Source organism: Paraburkholderia agricolaris, from assembly GCF_009455635.1.
GTDB classification, from domain to species: domain Bacteria; phylum Pseudomonadota; class Gammaproteobacteria; order Burkholderiales; family Burkholderiaceae; genus Paraburkholderia; species Paraburkholderia agricolaris.
On sequence record NZ_QPER01000002.1, the window covers coordinates 1,050,424 to 1,067,139 of the forward strand.

Consider the following 16,716-nt stretch of genomic DNA (forward strand, 5'->3'; position numbering starts at 1 on the left):
GTTAAGGCCGCACTCAGTCGTTGTACTTCCAGATGTTGTAGTAAGCGGTCTGGGCAGCACTCCAGTTCAACTGAACAAGCCGCGAGCCGCCGGCCTGCAACGCAGGGAACTGGCAGGCCGTCGTGCATTGCTGAACGCCGTTCTGGGCAACGCCTGCTGTCACGGTTGCGGTGTACTGCCCCGAGCTCTGGAAGCTCACCGGTCCCGTCCACCATCCGTCTACTTCAGTCGAGGGTGTCACACCCGTGCCAGGCACCGTCTGAATCTGCACGCCAGTCACCAGCGGCGCCAGGTTCGCATTGGCATTGCCGATCAGGTTCGACCACGAGAGGCTGGCCGAAGTCTGCGCGCCTGCCAGTGATCCGTTCGGATTCAGGAATGCGCTCTGTGTACTGGATGACAGCGTTTGCCAGCTGACCCCGGCGCCGGCAGACGAGCCGAGCACGGGAGTCGGGTTCATGACCTTCGTGGGTTGACCAATCTGGTTGCCGTTGGTGTCGTAGAACGTGACCGTATAGATCGCGAACTGCGGCACGCTCGACGTGTTGATGGGCGAGGGCGTGTAGTAGCCGACGTTGTTGGACCCGGGGGTATAGGTCGCGGTGTTGCCGGGCAGTGCCTGCCATGACCAGCGATAGAGACTGGTGTTGGCGTTCGTCGTGGCGCCGCCGGTGGGGGCGGCGCTCAGGAGGTGTTCCGTCAGCGAAAGACTGGAGTTGCCCGCTCCATTGCGCGGCTCGAGCCAGGCGGTAGCGTTGATGCCCGGTCCCGTTACCGACGCGGAGGCAAGGGTCACCGGGTTAGGCGTGCCTGCGGCACCGGCGGGAATGCTGATGCCGAGTCCCGATTCATATCGCCCATACTGCGCGTCGCTGGTATCGAGGAACTGCCGTTGGGCCAGGAACGACGTAATCGAGATGTTGTAACCCTGCTGGTTGCCGATGATGTCCCAGTTGCCGTTCGCCAGTTGCTGCACGACGGTCGTCGCAAAGTTGGATGTGCCCGACGCGCTGGTATAGAAGATCTGCACGAGCGCGCTCTGCGTGTTCACGTTCGGGAATGTGCCTGCCGGGATGAACGTCAGCGTCTTGACGCCCGTGATGGTCGAGCCCGCAGCGCTGATACCGGAGTGGTAGCTCTGGAACGTGGAAAAGCCGTTCTCGAGATAGGAGGCGTCGATAGCCGACGAACAGGCAGAGGTCGTCCCGCCCAGGCATTGCCCCAGTTGCGTAAGCAGCGTCGCCAGGTAGTTCGCCTGAACTGTCGGCGCGGACAGCGGCGTGCTCGCCGCCGCGGCCGTGGAGTTCAGTGCAATCACGCTGTTCGGGCTGGCGATGCTTGCCAGTTGCAATCCACCCGTCGGCGAGGGTGTCACGGTCACGGAATCGATCACCGCATCCGCGCCGGTCTGATTCGGCGTGAACGTGCCGCCGATCGGATCGAAGCTGCTGGCGGCGGCCGCCGTGAGACCGCCCGTCTGGGTCAGGAGGGTCGACAGGGCCTTGTTCAGCTTCGACACGGAAGCACTGACGTTCGCGGGCGTCACCAGTGACGAGAGCGTAGCGAGAGTCGTGAGATCCAGCGGATTGCCGTCCGTGGTCAGTTGCGCTGTCACTGCCGTGGTGAGCGGCGTCACGTTGGCGACCAGCGGGGCGCTGCTGCCGGTCGGCACGCTGGCTACGACGGAATACAGCGGCGCATTGTTACCGCTCGGATCGGTCGCGACGATCAGGAACGGCGCGGTGAGTCCCGACAGCGGCACCGAGTAGTTACCACTCGCGGCACTCGTTGTGGAAGCGTTCTTGCCCGTCGAATCGATGACCAGCACGTTGGCGCCTACCAGCGCATTGCCGATGGCGACGGTGCCGGTCATGGCCGTTGGTGTGGCAGTCGAGCTACCCGATGTGGCCGGTGAGCCACCTGTACTCGTCGAGCCACCGCCGCAGGCGGCGAGTATGGACAGCGTCAAGGCTCCAGCGGCTGTCAGCGCTAATCCCGTTTTTGTGTGATGGCGTGTCGTTATTTTGAGGTTCATGATTTTTCCTGAAATGGAAACTACGGCGCTCCACTAACATTTGTTGCGAAACGACTCTCGTGTCGACGGCATACCGGACGCAATCCGCTTCAGTGGATTCAGCGGGCAGTCATGCAGTTGAATTCTTGCGTGGGTAGATTGGGACGGCGCTTGACGTGCTTCTTCATGCTGAACACTCCCCCGGTTGTGGCTGCTAGTTTTTTGTTAGCGTTTTTTCCGCGCGGTTATTCGCGCTGTTATCTACGCTACTGAGCGCGACAGTGCCTTATCTTCCGTTACCTCATTTGACATTGCGTCTCAGTTTTTAAGAGAAGCGTATTTTTTCGATGCATTTTCCGCGCGATTGAAATCCCATCTTACAGTTCGATAACTTGTCGATCCGGACTGCTTACAGCCCGTAACCTGCGATAACAATCTGCTTACGCTTCATAACCCGTTCCCCCCTGCGGCAAAGACATGAGGGAAATTGATCGAACCAGGCAATAAACATCAATTCCCATCAGATATTGTTCGACCGAAAATGCTTCACCGGTCGGCAACGCGAGAGACGCAACGCCGGACGAGCAACAGTTCTTCGTCCATTTTTTTCAGTGCTCAGATTATTAAAATATTTAGGATTGGAGAGCAAATAACAGACCGCTTCCACGGCCTGCCTGTCCTCACGCCAATCTCTTATCTTCAAGGGAAATAACAATGCGCTTTTGTCATCTTCAGCATGAGGTCGCGGGTGCTGCTCTTGCTGCGATCGCCGGACTGTTTCTGTCCTGCTCGCCGCCGGCGATGGCGGCCGATACTGAGCTCAACGTTTATAACTGGTCGGACTATATCGCCAGGGACACGATTCCGAACTTCGAAAAGGAGTCTGGTATTCACGTCAGATACGACAACTACGACAGTGACGACACGCTGCAAGCCAAGCTTCTGGCGGGGAGTTCGGGGTTCGACGTCGTCGTGCCGTCGTCGCTTTACATGGCGCGGCAAATTCAGGCGGGCATGCTTCAGAAGCTCGACAAGTCGCAAATTCCGAACCTGAAGAATCTCGATCCGGTACTCATGAAAATGATCGCGGATGCCGATCCTGGCGCGCAATACGGCGTGCCTTGGGCGTACGGCACCGATGGGATTGGCTACAACGTACGGGAAGTGAAGAAGGCACTGGGCGATAACGCGCCGGTCGACAGTTGGGCGCTGGTGTTCGATCCGGCCAACGTGTCGAAGCTGAAGAGTTGCGGCGTCTCGTTTCTCGACCAGGCCGCCGACGGATTCGCCACCGCGCTGCAGTATCTGCACAAGGACCCTAACAGTTCGAACCCCGCCGACTATCAGGCGGCCTTCGATCTGCTGAAGAAGGTGCGTCCTTACATCACCCAGTTCAACTCGTCGGGCTATATCAACGACCTCGCCAATAACGACGTCTGCGTAGCGATCGGCTGGTCCGGCGACGTGGGGATTGCACGGCGGCGCGCGGCAGAAGCGAAGCGTTCCTACGAGATCCGCTTCTCGAACGTCAAGGAGGGCGGTCTGCTCTGGTTCGACATGATGGTGATTCCGAAGGACGCACCGCATCCCGAAGCCGCCATGAAGTGGATCAACTATATCGAAGACCCGAAGGTCAATGCGGCGATCACCAACGAAGTGTTCTATCCGAGCGCGAACCGTGCCGCCAGGCCGCTGGTCAACCCGGTCGTGTCGCAGGACCCGAGCGTTTATCCCCCCGATGACGTGCTGAGCAAGATGACCCTGATGAGGCCGTTGCCAATTGACATTGTCCGGCTGGAAAACCGCCTTTGGGCGCAACTCAAGGCGGGGCGCTGATGGCGTCGAATAGCGTGGTTTCAGTGGCCGCCGGCTGTCGATCGCCGATTGCCGATCACCACGCGGCCTGAAGCCGCCGCGACGCTAGCCCGCTTGCGCCGCTAACGCGCGGCCAACTTTTCCCTGAACGCTGCATGTCTTGTGAGCCGCTTCGCGCGCCTCGCGTGGGAACGCTCGTGGGTGCGTCCCGTGCGAGGCAGGCTCGCGAGGCCTGAGCATGGACAGATTAATCGCAATACAACAAACGAGGAGACTTCGTGTGAGAAAGAAACTGATTGGTCTGCTGGTGGCGGGCTGTCTGCCCGGCGTCGCGCTGGCAGACACCACGACTGGGCAGATCCGGGCACTGCAGGCACAGCTCGACGCGCTGCAAAAGGAAGTGAGGCGATTGCAGACACAGTCCCCGGCAAAACCCGCAACTCAGTTGGCAACGCAGTCGGCAGCCGCCGAGCCTGCGGCCTCACCGGTCGATGTTTCATCATCCGCTTATGGTAACGCGCGGGCGACGCTAACCAACGACGACGTCACGTCCATGAAGCAGCAGCTTGCCATTCAGCAGTTGAAGGTGAACTCGCTCGAAGACGCCGCGAATACGGGACCGATTGCCGGTCTCTCGGTCACGGGTTATATCGATCCGACCTACGTGTACAACCGCGCGCAAGGTAGTTCTTCGTTCCTGTTCGCGAACCATGAAAGCACCGGCGGCTACTTCAACAGCACGTTCGGCGATCTATACCTCGACATCAGGAAGACCTTCGGCGTCGGGCCAATGGCGCCGTCGGCCGAAATCACCCTGATGCCCAATCGCGGCAATGGCATCACATTGTTGCAGAACGAGCATGGCCAGATCGGCAACGACATTCTGAATACGGCGGTCGTCAGCGTGCCGCTGTCGGGCACGACGACCTTCGTCGCGGGACTGATGTCGAGCTTCGGCGGCTATGAAGTGCAGCAGTCGAATCAGATGCTCACGCTGACTCACAATCTGCTGTATGACTTCTCCGATCCGGGCAGCTATATCGGTCTCGGCGCGAACTACTCGAAGGGAGATTGGGCCTGGAAGTTCCTGCTCGGCAATGAACAGTACCGGACCAATGGCGCCATCACGCAGACCGGCACGAATGCGCTGGGCGATCCGGTCACGACCAGCAACAAGGTACCGACCTTCACAGCGCGCACGGACTATACGTGGTCCAGCGCGCTCGATATCGGGGCGTCGTTCAACATTGGCCGGCAAACCTTGCCGAGCGCTATCAACCCGACGACGGGTGCTGTGAGTTACGGCGTGGGCGGCCAGGCGCCCAGCGGTTTCGGCATGTTTTTCTTCTCGGAAGCCGACCTGACCTACCTGCTCGCCGATGTCCAGTACAACGTCGAACTCGACTATGGCCAGCAGCAGAACGCCGCGTTCAACGGCGGCCAGGCGCAATGGTATGGCGTCTCGCTGCTCGCGCATCGCAAGTTCAGCGTGCCGGGCATCGGCCGGATGGGCGCGACGCTGCGCTACGACTTCCTCGCCGACAGCAAGAATGGCGGTGGTGGCGGTGGCATTGCGCTGAATGGCCAGGGCCGCGATCCATACAATGGCTTCGGCATCAGCGCGGACTGCTTCGCCAATGCGCAGGCAAGCGGTGGTTCGGGCCTGCAGTGCAAGGGTTCGAATCGTCAGGACGTCGCGCTCGATCTGCTGTTTTTTCCGACCGCACAGATTACGGTGAAGGTCGAGTACCGGCACGACTGGGCCAATAACAAGGTGTTCCTACGCAACGACGGTTCTTATAGCAGTACCAACGATCTGCTCGCCACGCAGTTCATTTATTCGTTCTAGTACGGCATGCCGTGACATCATCCACGCTCCCGCGTGGATGGCGTCACGGCTTTTTTGAGGCCTCGGCTTCTTTACCCTGTGCGAGCAGCCATTCGAACATCTGCTCGACAATGGGTGAGCGCGACGGCCCGGCCACACGCGAGAGCCACCACGTCAGACCCGGCAAACGCGGGTAGTCGGCGAGGATGGTCAAGACGCCCTGATCGATGCTGCCTTGCGCCACCAGCCGGGACAGGCAGGCAATGCCTCGCCCACGCAACACCGCGTCCAGCACCAGGCGCTGATCGTCATAGATCGCGCTCATGCGATAGGCCGACAGTTGCCCGCGGAAAATCGGCCCGGTGCTCTCGCTGGTCAGGTTCTCTTCCAGGCAGATTAGGCCTGTATGCAAATGATGTTTGGTGCGCGGCACGCGCTCGAGCTTAGCCGCCAGTTCCGTTGCGCACACGGTCACCCATTCGTCCTGCAGAAACGGTATTTCCGCCAGGCCGGCCTGTTGCATCGGCCGCGCGCCGATTGTCATATCGACGTCGATCTCATCGACATAGCGCGCGCTTTCGTCGGTGGAGAGCAGCGGGCATAGATCGGGGAGCACCTGCTGCAACTGGTCGAGGCGCGGCTGCAGCCAGCCGTGCAGCAAGGGCGCGGGACACACCAGCACGACCAGCCCGGGGTCGAGATAGGTGGCGATGCGCCCGAGCCCGCTGCGCAGCGTTTCCATCGAGCGCTGCACGCTTCGCTGCAGCACCTCGCCGGCGACCGTCAATTCCACGCCGCGGCCGATTCTGCGGAACAGCGGTTGTCCAAGTTGCTCCTCGAGTTGCTGGATCTGGTGGCTGATAGCGGATTGCGACAGGTGCAGTTCGTCGGCCGCGCGGGAGAAATTGCCCAGTCGCGCGGCGGCTTCGAAGCCCATCAGCAACTTCAGGGAGGGGACACGTTGCATGGAGGTATGAGAAAAGTTGATTGATTTGGCCAATAAACATCATTTTTCATCAAGTGTAACCCGTATCACAATGGCTCACCACCTAACGACGGAGATAGAGGAATGAGTCGCTTTGACGCTCGCCAATACGGCTACCGGATGCCTGCTGAATGGGAAAAGATGGACACCACCTGGTTGGGATGGCCGATTCTGGAGGGCCGCGAAGAGCTGTGGGGAGACCACTATCTGCGGGTCTGCCGGGAGTTTGCACTGGTCGCGCAGACCGTTGCCCGCTACCAGCGTTGCGTGGTGAGCGCCCATCACAGCCAGGCGGATGCCGCACGCGAGTTGCTCGGCCGTGGCGTCGAGGTGCTGGGCGTTGCCGCGGAAGATAACTGGCTGCGCGACTGCGGGCCGATTTTTCTGGTGGGCGAGCGTGGCCGCTTGGGCGCCGCCGCGTTTCGCTTCAATTGCTGGGGTGAGAAATACCAGCCTTACGACGGTTGCCAGCAAGTGGGGCAGGATATCGCCCGCGCGGCCGGGGCGCAGATTTTCAACTCGCACATGGTGCTGGAAGGCGGCGCCTTTTACGTGGACGGGCGGGGTACGCTGATCACCACGGAAAGCTGCCTGTTGCATCCGAACCGCAATCCGCACATGAACCGTGCTGAAATCGAGACCGAACTCAGGCGCATGCTGGGGGTGGAGAAGATTATCTGGTTGCCTGGCAATCCCGACGAAGTGGAGACCAATGGGCATGTGGACGGTATTGCGTCGTTCATTGCGCCCGGAAAGATGCTGTGCCAGAGCGCGAGTCCGGTGCAGGGCGATTACTTTCATGTGATGCGCGAGAATCGCCGGGCACTGGAGTTGGCCACCGATGCTGCCGGGCGCCGCTTCGAACTGATCGATCTGCCCTCGCCGATTGTCAGCGAACGCTACGGCTCCGAGCGCTACTGCGATTGCTACGCGAACTACATTCTGGTCAACGGCGCGGTGATTTCGACCGCATTTGGCGTGGAGCAGGACCAGGCCGCACGCGAGGTCTTCGCGCAGGCGTTTCCGGAGCGGCGCGTGGAGTTGCTGCCGATTCCCACCTTGTCGATCGGCGGCGGCAGCATTCATTGTTCGACGCAGCAGCAGCCGGCTGTTACCCCTAACGTCACCACCGGCGTCATCGCTAACTGATCCAGAACGGATCCGATCGAAGGAACCTTCACATGTCGTCGCGAAACATCACCGTAGCGTCGGTGCAAATGGCATCCGGCAGCTGGACCTTTGAAGACAATATGGCCATCGCGGAACGCTTGATCCGTGAGGCCGCAAAGCAGGGTGCCAACCTTGTGTTGTGCCCCGAGCTTTTCATGATGCCGTACTTCTGTCTGGATCAGAACGTGAGGCATCTGGAACTGGCCGAACCGTTCGCGGGCAATCCGCGGATTGCCCGTTTCGCGAAACTTGCCGGCGAACTGGGTATTGTGTTGCCCATCGGATTTTTCGAGCGGGCCGGTAATGCCGCCTACAACTCGGTTGCCGTAGCCGATGCCGACGGCACCGTGCTCGGCGTGTATCGCAAGACGCATATTCCGGACGGCCCGGGTTATACGGAGAAATTCTATTTCACGCCGGGCGATACCGGCTTCAAGGTGTGGGACACCCGCTTCGGCAGGATCGGCATCGGCATCTGCTGGGATCAGTGGTATCCCGAGACGGCCCGCAGTCTTGCGTTGATGGGCGCGGAAATCCTGTGCTTTCCGACCATCATCGGGTCTGAGCCGTTCAGCGGCGATTTCGACTCGGCGGGCCACTGGCAACGCACGATGCAAGGCCACGCGGCGGCCAATATGGTGCCGGTGGTGGCGGCTAACCGGATTGGCCGTGAAGTCGGCTTCGGCAACGGTAATCCGCAGCAGCAAGGGCTCGCCGGCGTGTTCTACGGGTCCAGTTTCATTGCGGATCACACGGGCGAAAAACTCGCTGAGGCCAATCGCACGGACGAAACCATTCTTCTGCACACGTTCGATCTGAACGCTATTCGGGAAGACCGGCAGTCCTGGGGATTTTTCCGCGATCGCCGCCCGGAAATGTATCGTACGCTGCTGACCAGCGACGGCGTTTCTTCATGCTACCGCTAGGGAATACGTGATGAAAAAGCACTGGCTGCCGGCATTGGCCGGTCTCGGATTCTGTCTGTGCCTGCTTGCGGGGCAGTCCCATGCCGAAGAAGAGAAAGTACTGAACCTGTACAACTGGAGCGACTATTTCGCCCCCGACACCTTGTCAGCGTTCCAGAAGGAAACCGGCATCAAGGTACGCTATGACGCTTACGACAGCGATGAGACACTGCAGTCCAAGCTGATGACGGGCGACAGTGGCTACGACCTGGTATGGCCGACCAATGATTTCATGGCGAAGCAGATCCAGGCCGGCGCATTTCTCAAGCTCGACAAGAGCAAGTTGCCGAATCTCAAGTATCTCGACCCCGCGCTGCTGAAATTAATGGCGCAGTCCGATCCCGGCAATCAGTACGGCGTTCCCTACATGTGGGGAACGGTGGGCGTGGGGTACGACCGTGCCAAGGTCAGCGCGATCCTCGGTAAGGATATGCCCGTCGACAGCATGGACCTGGTGTTCAATCCGGCGATCGCGTCGCGCATTGCCGCGCGCTGCGGTATCGGCTTGCAGGACTCCGCGAGTACAGTGCTGCCACTGGCGCTGCGCTATGTCGGCCGTGATCCGGTGAACCCGAGCGCGCAAGACTATGCTGTCGCGCAGACCATGCTGCTGAAAGTGCGGCCTTATATTCATCTGTTCGTCAACTCGGCCAACGCCAACGAATTGATCGACGGCGAACTGTGCGTCATGGTGGGCTACTCCGGCGCAATCAACCTGGCCTCGCAAAAGGCGCGGGAGCTGGACCGCAAGCGTGACATCGTCTACGACATTCCGAGCGTTGGCAGCCTGATGTGGTTCGACGGCATGGTCATTCCGAAGACCGCGAAGCATCCGGACAACGCGCATGCGTTCATCAATTACATCTTGCGGCCGGATGTCGTGGCGAAGATCTCCAATGCCACGCGATACGCTAATGCCAATCTGGCCGCAGTGAAGCTGATGGACCCGGCGCTGGTCAATAATCCGAACATCTATCCGAATGAGCAAAAGAAGCGCACGTTGTTTACACCGGTGGTCGAAGCGCCCGCCACCGCGCGTCTGGAAGGCCGGATCTGGCTTGGGCTCAAGGCGAGTAAGCCCTGAATAGCAGGCTTCGCAGCCGGTTTTACCGATATGAATGAGGTGTTTTTTATGACGACAAGACGTCATTTCCTGAAACGGGGGCTGTTGGCCTCCAGTGGCGCGCTGCTATCCGGCGCGCTCGGCAGCTGCTTCAGCACGATGGCGCTTGCGCAGAGTGCCAACTGGCGGATGCCGGACGAAGGCGATGCCCATGCCGCGACCTGGATGGCATTCGGCCCCAGCGAGGACATTTGGGGCGGAAAATTGCTCCCAGTAGCCAGAGAGAATCTGGCTGGCATTGCGAAGGCCATTGCGGCGCACGAGCCCGTGAAAATGCTGGTGCGGGAAGAGGACCACGACATCGCTGCCCGCCTGTGTGGCGCGGCGGTCGAACTCGTGACTCAACCCATCGACGATTTGTGGATGCGCGATACCGGGCCGGTGTTCGTTAAAGGACCTGCGGGCCAGCTTGGCGCCGTGGGCTTCAACTTCAATGGCTGGGGTAACAAGCAGGAGCATGAACACGATGCGGAAGTTGCGGCCTTCGTCGCGCGCCGGGCCGGGGCGAACCTGCTCGAAACGCGTCTGGTGCTGGAAGGCGGCGGTATTGAAGTCGACGGCGAAGGCACGGCCATCATTACGCAGAGCTGCGTGCTGAACGCCAATCGCAATCCGGGTGTCAGCAAAGCGCAGTGCGAAGCGGAGCTGTCCCGCCTGCTCGGACTACGGAAAATCATCTGGCTGCCAGGCATTGCCGGCAAGGACATTACCGACGGGCACACCGACTTCTACGCGCGCTTTACGAGCCCGGGCGTTGTGGTTGCCGGGCTCGATCCGGATCCGTCTTCCTACGATCACGCGGTGACGAAGCGCCATCTGGAGATCCTGCGCAAGTCCACCGACGCGAAGGGCCGCCCATTGAAGGTGGTGGTGCTGCAAGGTCCCACGACTGTGCGCCGGAAGTACGAGAACGACCAGTTCGCGGCCGGATACATCAATTTCTATTTGTGCAACCGCGCGGTGATCGCGCCGGAGTTCGGCGACAGCAAGGCAGATCGCAATACGCGCGATGTTCTTGTGGATCTGTTTCCCGGCCGGGACGTGATTCAATTGAATATCGACGGCATTGCTGCCGGCGGCGGTGGCATTCACTGCACGACCCAACAGCAGCCTGGCTAACTCCCTGTCGCGAGCCGCATCCACGATGCGGACTCGTGATTCCCCTAACGGTCGAGTCTTCCAGACTCGGCGCAATCCGGTTTTCCGATGCATTGAATCGACTGCGGAGCAACACCGCGGCGGGGAGATCGTTTGCCGACGTTTTGTGCGCTCGCAAAAATTCCGCCGGATTCCGGGCCACGAACCGGGGCCGGAAAACAGATGCAGTGACAGGTAAATGGATATGACACAGAGCAAACGCAGCAAGGCATTTCAATCACCGGCTGATCGCATGTTAGTGACGCGTCGCGGCTTCATCAAAAGTTCTACTGGCTTGTTGGGAATCTCCTTGATGGGAACCTTGGCCGCGTGCGGCTCAGGCGAGTCGTCGAGCCCGTCTTCGCCATCATCGTCATCCAGAAATCCATCACCGGCCAGTCGTATACCGTACCTTCTGCCGGGCGAGGAGTTGCCGCATACGGCGACGTACATGGCGTTCGCCTCGGGTTCGGAAGGGATCTGGACGCCGGTTACGCCGCAGAGCACGGATGCGGGCATCGACCGGGTCCGTGCCGACCTGATGGACGTGGCCAAGGCGATCGGCACGTATGAGCCGGTCAACATGCTGGTGCTGCCGGTCGACCTGAGCGTGGCGCAAACCCTGCTGGCGACGGCAAGCGGTGCGAATCCGGGGATTCACGCGAACTATCTGGGCCGGGCCACGGGCGTGGGCGGCGTCAATCTGATCGCGCTTGCCAATGGGTTCGACGATCTCTGGACCCGCGACACGGGTTGTCTGTTCGTCAAGAACACCGCCAACGGCAACGCATTGTGCGCCGTGAGTTTCAACTTCAACGGCTGGGGCAACGCGAATACGGATAGCCTGAATCTGAACGCGGGGATGACGGTGCCCGCGCAGGTGGCAGCGAGCAGCAACAAGTCCAAGGCAGGCAAATTCTTCCAACCGTTTGCCAACGACCACACGCTGGCGGGCTGGATGGCACAGGCGAACAACGCGACGCTGATTCAGAGCACCTTGACGCTCGAAGGCGGGGCGATCGAATTCGACGGCGAGGCGACGGCAATTCTCACGGAATCCGCAGTGCTGCACGTCAATCGCAATCCACAACTGTTCGCCATTCCGAATGGCGTGGTGGCTAGCGCGACGCTTCTGCCGACCGCCAAAGATACGGTGTTGGCCGAGTTGCAACGAACGCTCGGCGTGCAGAAGATCATCTGGATTCCGGGCACCGCGATCTTTCCGCAAGGTTGCGGAGCCGGTGGCCAGGGCGGTGCGGCAACGCCTGCCAATGAGACCGACATCACGAATGGGCACGTCGACTTTTATGCGAAGTTCCTCGCGCCGGGCGTGGTCGCCTATGCAGCCGATCCGACCAACTCGACCTATGAGCAGGCGCTGATGGCGGCCAACTACAGAAACCTCGTGGGACAAACGGATGCAAAAGGGCGGCAACTGACGTTGATTGCGTTGAATGCGCCGGGTAACTACGGCACATCCAACGGCGTAACGCTGAGCGACAAACAGATGACAAACTTTGCCGCGGGCTATATCAACTTCTACAAATGCAACGGGGCGATCATCGTGCCGAAATTCAACGACCTTGCAGCCGATGCCGCCGCCGTGGCCGTCATCCGGCCGTATGCCGGATCCCGGGCGATTGTCCAGGTGGATATCCTGGGCATTGCGTCGGGCGGCGGCGGTGTGCATTGTGCGACGCGTGAACTCCCCGCTTAGGCGGACGCACCTGCTTTAGAACACCTTCGCCGGGGTAACTTCTTTAGTGAGTTCCCAGAGGGATGTTCTGCGGGGCGTCGCTCACGCGAATGCACGCGACGCGTGTCGCGCTCGCGCCGTGTGTGACCGGCTGTGGAATCTCGCTCGCGCAGGCCTCGATCGCATCCGGGCAACGCGTGCGAAACGCGCAACCGGAGGGGGGACTGAGCGGCGACGCAATCTCGCCGCGTAGCAGCAGATGACGGCGGGCGCGTTCAACCACTGGATCGGGCACCGGCACCGCCGACAGCAGCGCGCGCGTATACGGATGGCGCGGCGCGCCATAGACGTCGCGCTTGTCGCCGAACTCCATCACGCGGCCGAGATACATCACCAGCACGCGATGGCTGATGGCCTTGACCACCGCTAGATCGTGCGCGACGAACAGCAGCGATAGCGACAGCTCGCGCTGCAGATCGCGCAGCAGGTTGACGATTTGCGCCTGGATCGAGACATCGAGCGCCGACACCGGCTCGTCGCAGATCACCAGTTGCGGCTCGCCGATCAACGCGCGTGCAATGCCCACACGCTGACACTGACCGCCGGAAAACTCATGCGGATAGCGGCGCAGATGCTGCACGTTGAGGCCGACGCGTTCGAGCATGGTCAGCACGCGCCGTTGCACGTCGGCGCGGGCAATGTCCTGGCCATGCGTGAGCAAGGGTTCGGCGACGATCTGTTCGATCGTCATGCGCGGATCGAGCGAGGCGAGCGGATCCTGGAAAATCATCTGCACGTCGCGGCGCAGGCGCGACGTATCGCGGCCTGCGCCCGGCAGCACGGTTTCCTTGTCGAGCCAGCGCACGCTGCCGCTCGCCACCGGCGTGAGGCCGATGATGGCGCGGGCGAGGGTGGATTTGCCACAACCCGATTCGCCGACGAGGCCCACGGTTTCGCCGCGTCGCACGCTGAACGACACGCCGTCCACCGCACGCAGCGTGGCCTTGCCGGACCACGGAAAGCCACCGCGCGGCACGCCGAATTGCACCTTGAGATTGTCGACCGACAACAGCGTTGCCTGATCCTGAGCCTGGGTCTGAGCCTGATTTGCCATGGAAGTGGGGTTCATACGTGCTGGACCTCCATGATGTCCCGCACCGGCCGGTGGCAGGCGCGCAGCGCGCCGGCGGCTATCGGCGACGCCGTGAGCGCGGGCCGCGATTCGCGGCACCGATCGCTGCAATACGTGCAGCGCGGCGCGAATGCGCAACCTTCGCCGATTTCACCAGGCAACGGCGGGTTACCGGGAATGGTTTGCAGCGGACGGTCGTCGTCGTCGGTGAGGCGCGGCAGCGCGTTCAGCAGGCCGATCGTGTACGGATGCGTGGGCGCGGCGAATAGCGTGGCGGCATTCGCCTGCTCGACGGTCTGGCCGGCGTACATCACCATCACATCGTCGCACAAGCCGGCCACCACGCCCATGTCGTGCGTGATCAGAATGATCGCGGTACCGCGTTCGCGATTCAGTTCGCGCAGCAACTCGATGATCTGCGCCTGCACGGTCACGTCGAGCGCGGTGGTCGGCTCGTCCGCGATCAGGATTTCCGGCTCGGAGAGCAGGGCCATTGCGATCATCACGCGTTGCCGCATGCCGCCGGAGAACTCGTGCGGATACATGTTGATGCGCCGCGCGGCATCGGGAATACGCACTGTTTCGAGCGTTTCGATGGCGCGCCGGCGTGCTTCGCGGCGCGACATCCCGCGATGCAGTTGCAGCGTCTCGGTCATCTGTCGTTCGATCGTCAGGAACGGGTTGAGCGAGGTCATCGGGTCCTGAAAGATCATGCCGATGCGGTCGCCGCGAATTTTATTCAACCCGGCTTCGCTCATCGTCAGGAGGTTTTCGCCGCGATAGGTCGCCGCGCCCGACACCTTGCCGTTGCCGGCCAGCAGGCCGAGCAGCGCCATCACGGTCTGGCTTTTGCCCGAGCCCGATTCGCCGACGATACCCAGCGTGCGGCCCGCTTCAAGCGAAAACGACACGCGCTGCACCGCGTCGACGGGTGCGCCCTCGCGGCGCGTGAAGCGCACGCTCAGGTCTTTGACTTCGAGTAGCGCCATGTCAGCGGTCCTTCGGATCGAATGCGTCGCGCAGACCGTCGCCGACGAAATTCACGCAATACAAGGTGACGCACAGCATCACCGCCGGGCACAGCAGCAGCCACGGCATCGATTCGAGCTTCTGCGCGCCGTCCTGAATCAGCACGCCCCAGCTCGTCATGGGCTCCTGCACGCCGAGGCCGAGGAACGACAGCACGGATTCGGTCAGCACGATGTTGGGCACGGTCACGCTCGCGTAGACCACCACCACGCCAAGCAGATTCGGCACGATGTGGCGCGCGATGATCGAACGCGAACTCACGCCGATGGCGCGGGCGGCGTCGATAAATTCGCGCGAGCGTAACGACAGCGTCTGACCGCGCACGACGCGGGCCATGTCGAGCCACGAGAACGCGCTGATCGTCAGCACGACCAGATAGAACGCGCGGCCGAACATCGTCATCATCAGGATCGCGATCAGCATGTAGGGGATCGCGTACATCATATCGACGATACGCATCATCACCGCATCGACGCGGCCGCCCAGATAGCCGGCGGTAGCACCATACGCCACGCCGATCAATCCCGACACCAGCGTGCCGAGCAACCCCACTTCCAGCGACACGCGTCCGCCTTGCAGCGTGCGCGCGAGCAGATCGCGGCCGAGTTCGTCGGTGCCGAACCAGTGCATGTTTTGCAGCGTGGGTGCGAGGCTGATCGCGCTCCAGTCGCTGTCGATCGGATTGTTCGACAGAAACCACGGACCGGTCACGCAGGCAATCACGATCAGCAGCAGGATGACGAAGCCGGAAAACGCCGCGCGATTGCGCGCGAAGCGCAGCGCGGCGGTGGCGAGCGGTCCGCGCGAACGCGGCGCTCTGGTAATGGCCGCGAGCGGATCGAGCGCCGCGCCAGTCGACTGAATTGAGCGGGGCATGGATCAGTACCGGATGCGCGGATCGAGCCAGGCATACGCCAGATCGACCAGCAGATTGAACAGGACAGCGACCGCGGTGGTCAGCACGACGAGGCCGAGCACGAGGGTGTAGTCGCGGTTGATCGCGCCGTTGACGACCAGTTGACCAAGGCCGGGCAGCGCGAACACCGACTCGGTGACGACCGCCGCCGTAATCGACGAGATGCAGATCGAACCAAGCAGCGAAACCACCGGCATCAGCGCGGGCTTCAGCGCGTGGCGCAACACGATCGTGCGTCCCGGCAGCCCCTTGGCGCGCGCGGTGCGGATAAAGTTGCCCGACAGCACTTCGATCATGCTGCCGCGCATCACGCGAGCGATCGCGGCGACGTTGATGATAGTGAGCAGTACGATCGGCAGCACGCGATAGCGCCATTCGCCTTCGCCCCAGCCGCCGGCCGGCAGCCAGCCCTGGCCCTCGGAGGTCTTCAGCAGGATTGCGAAGATCCACACCAGCACCGGACCCAGCACGAACGGCGGCACCACGTTGCCGATATTGCCGAGCACCATTACCAGGTGATCGATGAAACGATCGCGCCGCACGGCGGCCAGCGTGCCGAGCGTGACGCCGATCACGACCGCGATCGGTACCGACACGCCGCCCACGCCGAGACTCACCGGTAACGCCTTCCACACCAGATCGTTGACCGACCAGTCGGCGTAGCGGAACGACGGACCGAGGTCGCCGTGCAGCAGCGAGCCGAGGTAGTGGAAGTACTGCAGCCACAGCGGTTCGTCGAGATGATATTTGGCGTTGAGGTTCGCGAGCACGGCTGCCGACAGATGCTTCTCGGTGTCGAACGGGCCGCCCGGCGTGAGGTGCAGCAGCAGATAGCACGCGGTGATCACGGCGAGAATCGTCGGGATCGCCCAGAGCGTACGGCGCAGCGTATAGGCCAGCATGACA

14 protein-coding genes are annotated in these 16,716 nt (G+C 61.5%); 7 read left to right on the top strand and 7 right to left on the bottom strand.

The features are described 5' to 3' along the window. Positions 1-13 precede the first annotated feature (13 nt). Entirely contained in the window at positions 14-2,035 is a 2,022-nt protein-coding gene (locus GH665_RS26145; protein ID WP_153140164.1) for a hypothetical protein, read from the bottom strand. 693 nt (positions 2,036-2,728) lie between these two features. On the opposite strand from GH665_RS26145, the gene GH665_RS26150 reads away from it, so the two are divergent. Then, positions 2,729-3,850 carry a polyamine ABC transporter substrate-binding protein gene (locus GH665_RS26150; protein ID WP_153140165.1) on the top strand — a complete coding sequence of 374 codons (1,122 nt, stop codon included), beginning with the start codon at positions 2,729-2,731 and terminating at the stop codon, positions 3,848-3,850. Positions 3,851-4,109: 259 nt separating this feature from the next. Then, entirely contained in the window at positions 4,110-5,678 is a 1,569-nt protein-coding gene (locus GH665_RS26155) for a DUF3138 family protein (RefSeq protein WP_153140166.1), read from the top strand. Positions 5,679-5,721: 43 nt separating this feature from the next. On the opposite strand, the gene GH665_RS26160 is transcribed toward GH665_RS26155, so the two are convergent. Continuing rightward, positions 5,722-6,624: a LysR family transcriptional regulator gene (locus tag GH665_RS26160; protein ID WP_153140167.1), complete on the bottom strand. Its 903-nt coding sequence runs from the start codon at positions 6,622-6,624 to the stop codon at positions 5,722-5,724. Positions 6,625-6,726: 102 nt separating this feature from the next. Here GH665_RS26160 and GH665_RS26165 point away from each other — a divergent pair, with 102 nt between their 5' ends. The 4 genes from GH665_RS26165 to GH665_RS26180 are packed head-to-tail and all read left to right on the top strand — an operon-like array spanning position 6,727 to position 11,019. Further along, a complete protein-coding gene (locus GH665_RS26165; protein WP_153140168.1) occupies positions 6,727-7,791 on the top strand; it encodes an agmatine deiminase family protein in 1,065 nt (354 codons plus the stop codon). 32 nt (positions 7,792-7,823) lie between these two features. Beyond that, a complete protein-coding gene (aguB, locus tag GH665_RS26170) occupies positions 7,824-8,738 on the top strand; it encodes an N-carbamoylputrescine amidase (RefSeq protein WP_153140169.1) in 915 nt (304 codons plus the stop codon). Positions 8,739-8,748: 10 nt separating this feature from the next. Then, positions 8,749-9,861 (top strand): polyamine ABC transporter substrate-binding protein, encoded by a 1,113-nt coding sequence (locus GH665_RS26175; RefSeq protein ID WP_153140170.1) that lies wholly within the window; start codon positions 8,749-8,751, stop codon positions 9,859-9,861. 48 nt (positions 9,862-9,909) lie between these two features. Further along, positions 9,910-11,019 (top strand): agmatine deiminase family protein, encoded by a 1,110-nt coding sequence (locus GH665_RS26180; RefSeq protein WP_153140171.1) that lies wholly within the window; start codon positions 9,910-9,912, stop codon positions 11,017-11,019. Between the two features lie 252 nt (positions 11,020-11,271). On the opposite strand, the gene GH665_RS39205 is transcribed toward GH665_RS26180, so the two are convergent. Continuing rightward, positions 11,272-11,490, bottom strand: a complete 219-nt coding sequence (locus GH665_RS39205) for a hypothetical protein (RefSeq protein ID WP_246216371.1) — start codon at positions 11,488-11,490, stop codon at positions 11,272-11,274. Between GH665_RS39205 and GH665_RS26185 the strand changes: the two genes are divergently transcribed. After that, a complete protein-coding gene (locus tag GH665_RS26185; RefSeq protein ID WP_246216372.1) occupies positions 11,489-12,754 on the top strand; it encodes an agmatine deiminase family protein in 1,266 nt (421 codons plus the stop codon). The genes GH665_RS39205 and GH665_RS26185 overlap by 2 nt on opposite strands. Before the next feature lie 43 nt (positions 12,755-12,797). Here the strand turns inward: GH665_RS26185 and GH665_RS26190 are convergent, their stop codons facing one another. The 4 genes from GH665_RS26190 to GH665_RS26205 are packed head-to-tail and all read right to left on the bottom strand — an operon-like array spanning position 12,798 to position 16,712. Continuing rightward, positions 12,798-13,862, bottom strand: coding sequence for an ABC transporter ATP-binding protein (locus GH665_RS26190; RefSeq protein ID WP_153140173.1), 1,065 nt, complete (start codon positions 13,860-13,862; stop codon positions 12,798-12,800). Next, positions 13,859-14,854 (bottom strand): ABC transporter ATP-binding protein, encoded by a 996-nt coding sequence (locus GH665_RS26195; RefSeq protein ID WP_153140174.1) that lies wholly within the window; start codon positions 14,852-14,854, stop codon positions 13,859-13,861. Before GH665_RS26195 ends, GH665_RS26190 begins: the two co-directional genes overlap by 4 nt. A 1-nt stretch (position 14,855) precedes the next feature. Further along, positions 14,856-15,770 carry an ABC transporter permease gene (locus GH665_RS26200; RefSeq protein ID WP_246216373.1) on the bottom strand — a complete coding sequence of 305 codons (915 nt, stop codon included), beginning with the start codon at positions 15,768-15,770 and terminating at the stop codon, positions 14,856-14,858. Between the two features lie 3 nt (positions 15,771-15,773). Beyond that, positions 15,774-16,712: an ABC transporter permease subunit gene (locus tag GH665_RS26205; protein ID WP_153140175.1), complete on the bottom strand. Its 939-nt coding sequence runs from the start codon at positions 16,710-16,712 to the stop codon at positions 15,774-15,776. Positions 16,713-16,716: the final 4 nt, after the last annotated feature.

Excerpts from the sequence above, each read along its gene's own strand:
- GH665_RS26175 (WP_153140170.1), top strand. The coding sequence starts at position 8,749 with ATGAAAAAGCACTGGCTGCCGGCATTGGCCGGTCTCGGATTCTGTCTG.
- GH665_RS26200 (WP_246216373.1), bottom strand. The coding sequence starts at position 15,770 with ATGCCCCGCTCAATTCAGTCGACTGGCGCGGCGCTCGATCCGCTCGCG.
- GH665_RS26185 (WP_246216372.1), top strand. The coding sequence starts at position 11,489 with ATGGCGTTCGCCTCGGGTTCGGAAGGGATCTGGACGCCGGTTACGCCG.
- GH665_RS26195 (WP_153140174.1), bottom strand. The coding sequence starts at position 14,854 with ATGGCGCTACTCGAAGTCAAAGACCTGAGCGTGCGCTTCACGCGCCGC.
- aguB (WP_153140169.1), top strand. The coding sequence starts at position 7,824 with ATGTCGTCGCGAAACATCACCGTAGCGTCGGTGCAAATGGCATCCGGC.
- GH665_RS26180 (WP_153140171.1), top strand. The coding sequence starts at position 9,910 with ATGACGACAAGACGTCATTTCCTGAAACGGGGGCTGTTGGCCTCCAGT.
- GH665_RS26160 (WP_153140167.1), bottom strand. The coding sequence starts at position 6,624 with ATGCAACGTGTCCCCTCCCTGAAGTTGCTGATGGGCTTCGAAGCCGCC.
- GH665_RS26165 (WP_153140168.1), top strand. The coding sequence starts at position 6,727 with ATGAGTCGCTTTGACGCTCGCCAATACGGCTACCGGATGCCTGCTGAA.
- GH665_RS26205 (WP_153140175.1), bottom strand. The coding sequence starts at position 16,712 with ATGCTGGCCTATACGCTGCGCCGTACGCTCTGGGCGATCCCGACGATT.
- GH665_RS39205 (WP_246216371.1), bottom strand. The coding sequence starts at position 11,490 with ATGTACGTCGCCGTATGCGGCAACTCCTCGCCCGGCAGAAGGTACGGT.
- GH665_RS26190 (WP_153140173.1), bottom strand. The coding sequence starts at position 13,862 with ATGAACCCCACTTCCATGGCAAATCAGGCTCAGACCCAGGCTCAGGAT.
- GH665_RS26145 (WP_153140164.1), bottom strand. The coding sequence starts at position 2,035 with ATGAACCTCAAAATAACGACACGCCATCACACAAAAACGGGATTAGCG.
- GH665_RS26150 (WP_153140165.1), top strand. The coding sequence starts at position 2,729 with ATGCGCTTTTGTCATCTTCAGCATGAGGTCGCGGGTGCTGCTCTTGCT.